We start from the raw sequence: 6,321 nt of genomic DNA, 5'->3' as shown, positions 1-6,321 counted from the left end.
CGCCGCCTACACCGCCGGCGACGAGCTCGCGGTCGCCGCCGTGGTGCGCTCGGCGACCGCGGTCGGCACCGGGCTGGTGAACGCCGCAACACTGCTCGACCTCGAACTTGCCGTAGTCGGCGGCGGGTTCTCCCTGGTGTCCGACGACTATGTGGACCACATCCGGGCAGCCATCGACTCCCGCGCGGTCAACGCGTTCGCCCGCGCCGTGCGGGTCGAGCGGGCAGCCCTGGCCGGGGACTCCCCGCTGATCGGCGCCGCCGCCCTGGTGCACCGCTCCGACCTGCTGGTCTAGCCGAACCGTCCCAGTGGCTGCGCCTGCCCTCACCGGCGGAAGCGACCCATCCAGGCCGGGGTCGGTTCGCCGGGTCGGTGAATCAAGCCGCGGGAGATCGGGTCATGACGCCGGCGGAGCGGTGGACGCGCGCGGCACCACGCGGGCCGGCACCGACACCTCGACGACCGGGTCACGGTCGAGCAGGCGCAGGATGGCGCCGGCTGCCTGCTTGCCGAGCACGGCGGCGTCCCGGTTCAGCGCGGTCAGTGTCGGGTGCAGCACCTGGCAGGTGGCGGAGTCCTCCCAGGACAGCACCGATACGTCCGCCGGCACGGTCAGCCCCATCTCGGCCAGCGTGGCCATTCCGGCGATCGTCATGACTTCGTTGTCGAAGAGAAGCGCGGTTGGACGCATCGGCGACGACATCAGCCTGCGCGTCGCCTCCTTGGCCCGTTTCGGCACGAACTCGCCGGCCAGGGTGGTTCCCCAGACTCCGCTCTCCAACGCGCAGTCGGTGAACGCATCGATGCGGCGACGAATGTGGGCGAAGCTCTGATCGCCCGTCACGTAGCCGATCCGGTGATGGCCGAAGCCGATCAGATGGTCGAAGGCGGCTCGCATGAAGGGGCCGTCGTCGGTGTGAACGCTGGTCAGCGTCGCCGTGTCCTGGTCGCCGCCGACGATCACCGCGGGCTGGCCGAGTTCCAGCAGCACCGCGACCCGTGGATCGTCGAGGCGGGGATCGAGCACCAGCACGCCGTCCACCCGGCCGTCGGCGATCCATTCGGCGTGGATGGTGCTCTCGGCGGCGAGGTCGGTGGCCATCCGCAACTGCAACGAGTAGCCGCACTGGCTCAGGACCGACTGGACCCCGACCAGAAATTTGGTGAAGAAGACCTCTTCGCCGACAACCTCTTCCGGCCGGGTCAGCACCAGGCCGATCGAGCGAGGGCTCTTGCCGCGCAGGGTTTTCGCGGCGTGGTTCGGACGCCAGCGCAACTCGTCCGCGATCTGCAGAATGCGCGCCCGGGTGATGTCGGAGACGCCCGGCTTCCCATTGATGGCCAGCGACACGGCACCCGTGGTGACGCCGGCGCGGCGGGCGATGTCCGCGATGGTCACCCGCCCGGGACGCGGAGCACCTGCATCTGTGGCCATCGTCCCGCCTCCCACTCGCGCACTCCGTCGCGCGCCCACCTTAACGCAGCCGTGACCGGCGGCGATCGGCCCCGCCTTGCAGGTGGCCGGCGGGAGTTGGGCCAGACGTCGGCGGGGTCCGGTCCCCGCCGAGTTGCCCGGTGTCCGAGTGCTGACAAGGGACTGAGCCCGGGGAGTATGGCCCGGGCCGAACCGACGAGCACGTCCGTGCCGCCCGCCCGGGGGCGCGTGTCGGCGGGCGCGAGGAAGGCAGTACGGCAGAATCGAGCGCGCAGCGTCGCCGACGACGCTCGCCGCGACCGTGGAGGCTTGATGCACGACAACCAGGATCTCTCGCTGGCCCGCGCCGCCCGGGTCCTCGAAGAGCGGCTACGCCCGGCCATCCACTCCCGGCCGCATCCGCTCACCCTGGCCGCACACCGGGTCGGCGGCGAGCCGATCCCGGTCGCCGACGGACTTGCCGCTCAGTATGTCCCGGCGGCCGCTGGCGACGCCTGGGGCCGGGCCTGGGACACCACCTGGTTCCGGGTGACCGGCACGGTGCCGTCCGAGTTCGCCGGGCAGCGGGTCGAGGTGCTGCTCGATCTAGGCTTCGACATCAACATGACCGGCTTCCAGATCGAGGGCCTGGTCCACCGGCCGGACGGCAGCCCGGTGCGGTCGCTGCACCCCCGCGCCCAGTGGATCCCGGTGGTTCGCGAGGCCGCCGGTGGTGAGCCGATCGAGTTCTACGTGGAGGCGGCGTCCAACCCGGTGCTGCTCGACTACGTGCCGTTCCTGCCCACCGAGTCCGGCGATTGGGAGACGGCCGGCGAAGAACTGCTCTATCGCGTCCGCCGCGCCGACGTGGTTGTCTTCGAGACCGAGGTGTTCGAGCTCGTCCACGATGTCGAGGTGCTGCTCCAGCTCGCCCAGCAGTTGGACGCCGCGTCCGCGCGGCGGGCGAAGATCCTGTTCGCCCTGGACCGCGCGCTGGACACCGTCGACCTGCAGAACGTCGCCCGCACCGCGGCGGCGGGCCGGGCCCAGCTGACCGAGGCGCTGGCCAGTCCGGCCGCGCCGTCCGCCCACCTGATCACCGCCGTCGGTCACGCGCACATCGACTCGGCCTGGTTGTGGCCGCTGCGCGAGACCGTCCGCAAGGTGGCCCGCACCACCAGCTCGATGGTGACGCTGATGGACGAGCACGACGACTTCATCTACGCCATGTCCAGCGCTCAGCAGTACGCCTGGGTCAAGGAACACCGGCCCGAGGTGTACGCCCGGGTGAAGCAGGCCGTCGCCGACGGCCGGTTCGTCCCGGTCGGCGGCATGTGGGTCGAAGCGGACGCGGTGCTGCCAGGCGGCGAGGCGATGATCCGGCAGTTCCTGTACGGCCAGCGGTTCTTCCGCGACGAGTTCGGCATCGAATGCCGCGGCGCCTGGCTGCCGGACAGCTTCGGCTATTCCGGCGCCCTGCCGCAGCTGCTGGTCGGGGCCGGGTTCGAGTGGTTCCTGACCCAGAAGATCTCCTGGAACGAGCGCAATGTCTTCCCGCACAGCTCGTTCGACTGGGAGGGCATCGACGGCTCGCGGATCTTCACCCATTTCCCGCCGATGGACACCTACAACTCCCAGCTCTCCGGCGACGAGGTGGCCCGCGCCGACCGAAACTTCAAGGAGCGCTCAGTCGGCTCGTCCTCGCTGGCCCCGACCGGCTGGGGCGACGGCGGCGGCGGAACCACCCGCGAAATGATCGCCCGCTCCCGCCGGCTCGCCGACCTGGAGGGCAGCGCGCGCGTGGTCTGGGAGACCCCGGACACCTTCTTCGAGCGGGCCAAGGCCGAACTGCCCGAGCCCGCGGTCTGGAAGGGCGAGCTGTACCTTGAGCGGCACCGCGCCACCTACACCACCCAGCACAAGATGAAGCAGGGCAACCGGCGCAACGAGCAACTGCTGGTCGAGGCCGAGTTGTGGGCGACCGTTGCGGCGGTCCGGGTTGGTCACGAGTATCCGTACGAGGTGCTGGACGCGGCCTGGCGCGAGGTGCTGCTGCTGCAGTTCCACGACATCCTGCCCGGCACGTCCATCGCTTGGGTGCACCGGGAGGCAGCCGAACGGCACGCGAAGGTGAGCGCGATCCTCGAAGGCGTGATCGCCGACGCGCTCGGTGCACTGGGAGTCACCCTGGCTGAGCCGGTCGAAACCCAGACCCCGCCGGTTGAGCCTGTCGAAACCCCCGAGACCCCCGCCCGGCGAACTCTGCTGGTGAACTCCGCGCCAGTCGCCCAGTCCGGCGTCGGTACCGGCGCGGTCGGCCTCGCCGCCACCGGATCGGCGCCGTCGGTAAACACCTCCGGCGACGCGTTCGTGCTGGCCAGCGAATCCGTCCGGGTGGTGGTGGACGCCGATGGTCACCTGATCAGCGCGGTCGACCTGGAGTCCGGACGGGACGCGATCGTGGCCGGCGAGCGGGGCAACCTGCTGCAGCTGCACCAGGACTTCCCGAACCTGTGGGACGCCTGGGACGTCGACAACAGCTACCGGAAGATGCGGCGCGACCTGGACACCGCCGATGAGGTATCGCTCGACGGCGACGCGATCGTGGTGCGGCGGACGTTCGGGAGGTCGTCCATCGAGCAGCGGCTCTCACTGTCGGCAGACGGCCGGGCACTGCTGATCGACAACACCGTGGACTGGCAGGAGACCGAGAAGTTCCTCAAGCTGGCCTTCCCCATCGACGTGTTCGCCGACACCGCGGTCGCCGAGACCCAGTTCGGCTTCCATTCCCGGACCACGCACGACAACACCTCGTGGGAGAACGCGCGGTTCGAAACCCACACCCAGCGCTGGTTCCTGGTGCGGGAGCCCGGCTTCGGGGTGGCGTTCGCCAACGACTCCAGCTACGGCTTCGACGTGGTTCGCTCGCGCCGCGGCGGCACGGTGGTCTCCGACGTCCGGTTCTCGATGCTCCGGGCACCGCGGTTCCCGGACCCGCGGGCCGACCTGGGCGTCCAGCGGATGCGGTTCGCACTCGCGTTCGGCGCCGACGAGGCCAGGGCCACCGAGTTGGGCTGGGCGATCAACACCCCGGCGCGACCGGCCTCGGGCGCGGAGTTGCCGCCCCTGGTGACCTCGAGCGGCCCGCGGGTGCTGATCAGCGCGGTCAAGCTCGCCGACGACCGCTCCGGCGACCTGATCGTCCGGCTCTACGAGTCGTCCGGTGGACGCGCCACGACTGAGGTGTCCCTCGACCTGCCCGTCACCTCGGTGCGCGAGGCCGATCTGCTGGAACGTCCGGGTGAGCTGATCGCTCACGCGCCAACGCGGCCCGGCCGGGTGTCGGTCAGCCTGGCGCTGCGACCCTTCCAGGTGCGGACGATCCGGGTCACCCCGGCTCGGTGAGCTCGGCTCGGGACCGGATGCCGAGTTTTCGGTAGGCATTTCCCAGGTGCCACTCGACCGCCTTGACGGTGATGTACAGCGTATTGGCGATCTGCCGGTTGGTCCGCCCGGCCCGGGCGAGATCGACCACCCGACGTTCACCGGGCGTGAGCGGGTCTGCGGCTGAGGCGGCGGCGGATACCCGTCCGCCCGCCAGGTGCAGGTTCTCCCGGGCCTGCCGAGCGATCGCCAACGCACCCGCCCCGGACGCCAACCCCAGCGCCTCGCGGAGCACCGGCCGGGCGTCCGCCGGCCGCCCGGCACGCCGGACCGCCGCCCCCAGATCGGTCAACACCCGGCTCTGGTCGACGACGGCTCCGCAGCCACCGAGCAGGTCCGCGGCCCGGCGCAGCATCGGCACCGATTGGTCCGGCTCGGCCGCCAGTGCGGTGGTCCACAGGTTCAGCGCCTTCGCCCGAGGAGCGCCGAATCCCTCGGCGAGTCGCCGGTCCTCGTCCAGCAGTTCGTCCGCCTCAGCCGTCCGGCCGAGCCGGATGCAGGCTCGGGCCGCCCCGGTTCGCCATGCCTGGACGGACGGGTTGACCACGCCGAGCCGGGCGCACAGCCGTCCCACCGCAAGGTTCCGGTCCCGTGCTTCGGCATCGTCGCCCGTCGCCTCGGCGAGCGCCGCGGCGGCGACATCCCGCCACAGCCCGAGGTAGCCCGCCTGGGGCGTCGCGGTGTCCAGCTCGGCCAGCACCGCTCGCGCCTCCGGCAGCTGATCGCGTTCGATCAGCGCCTGCACCAGGACCTGCGCGAAGCCCGACAGATAGGTGAAGCCGCCGTCCCGCATCGCGTCGACCCCGGCCCGGGCATCTTCGACGACATCGTCGACCGGGCCGGTGATCAGCCGCAGCCTGCCGTTCAGCAGCCAGGGTGCAGCCCGGTCACTGACCGAACCGGTCAGCCGGGCGCGTGCGGCGATCTTATGGACGGCCCGGTCGGCGAACTCGTAGCTGTCGCCGGCGATTGCCACCCCGGTCAAGTGCCACAGCGACTGGGGATCTGCCCGCGGATCCTCGACCAGGCGGGCGTCGTCGATCAGGTCGGCCGCCAGCTGCCGCCATGAGCCGACCGGTTGCGCCGCCCAACTGTGAATCAGCAGCGCCTTACTGATCAGGCCGAGCTGGACGACGCTCGCCTCGGCCGGCCGCAAGACCAGGTGACCGGCGACCCGCTGCACCAGCCGGTCGAGCCCGATCACCTGCGCCGCCGAGGTGAGATAGGCGGCCTCAAGTTCGCCCACCAGGTCGCTCGTCGCCCGGAGCTCCGAGCTCCGCCGCCTCAGCTCGGTCAGGGCGCCGTCGAGCACCTCGGCGGCAGTCTGCAGCTCACCCCGATCGTGCCAGGCGCGTCCGAGTTGCAGCTGCAGCCGGGCGCGTTCTTCGGGGTCGTCGACCAGGGCCAACGCGGCGGTGCAGCGATCGATGGCGCCGCGCGGCTCCCCTGCCGCGGCCTCAGCG

4 protein-coding genes are annotated in these 6,321 nt (G+C 71.2%); 2 read left to right on the top strand and 2 right to left on the bottom strand.

Annotated features, from left to right (window positions below; translation table 11 throughout):
• Window positions 1–295, top strand: a 295-nt coding sequence (locus QM711_RS19090; RefSeq protein WP_415102280.1) for an ROK family protein, incomplete at its 5' end; no start/stop codon positions are given.
• Between the two features lie 102 nt (window positions 296–397).
• Here the strand turns inward: QM711_RS19090 and QM711_RS19085 are convergent.
• Window positions 398–1,435 carry a LacI family DNA-binding transcriptional regulator gene (locus tag QM711_RS19085; RefSeq protein WP_415102278.1) on the bottom strand — a complete coding sequence of 346 codons (1,038 nt, stop codon included), beginning with the start codon at window positions 1,433–1,435 and terminating at the stop codon, window positions 398–400.
• Between the two features lie 312 nt (window positions 1,436–1,747).
• Here QM711_RS19085 and QM711_RS19080 point away from each other — a divergent pair, with 312 nt between their 5' ends.
• Complete coding sequence (locus QM711_RS19080) at window positions 1,748–4,819, top strand: alpha-mannosidase (RefSeq protein ID WP_415102276.1); 3,072 nt, start codon at window positions 1,748–1,750, stop codon at window positions 4,817–4,819.
• Here the strand turns inward: QM711_RS19080 and QM711_RS19075 are convergent.
• Window positions 4,803–6,266 (bottom strand): LuxR C-terminal-related transcriptional regulator, encoded by a 1,464-nt coding sequence (locus tag QM711_RS19075; RefSeq protein WP_415102274.1) that lies wholly within the window; start codon window positions 6,264–6,266, stop codon window positions 4,803–4,805. The two genes, QM711_RS19080 and QM711_RS19075, sit on opposite strands and share 17 nt — an antisense overlap.
• Window positions 6,267–6,321: the final 55 nt, after the last annotated feature.

Source organism: Micropruina sp., from assembly GCF_047602385.1.
Lineage (GTDB): Bacteria > Actinomycetota > Actinomycetes > Propionibacteriales > Propionibacteriaceae > Micropruina.
This window is presented reverse-complemented; position numbering and strand designations above follow the sequence as displayed.

What these genes read in the sequence shown, in the direction of transcription:
- QM711_RS19085 (WP_415102278.1), bottom strand. Translation starts at nt 1,435, where the DNA reads ATGGCCACAGATGCAGGTGCTCCGCGTCCCGGGCGGGTGACCATCGCG.
- QM711_RS19080 (WP_415102276.1), top strand. Translation starts at nt 1,748, where the DNA reads ATGCACGACAACCAGGATCTCTCGCTGGCCCGCGCCGCCCGGGTCCTC.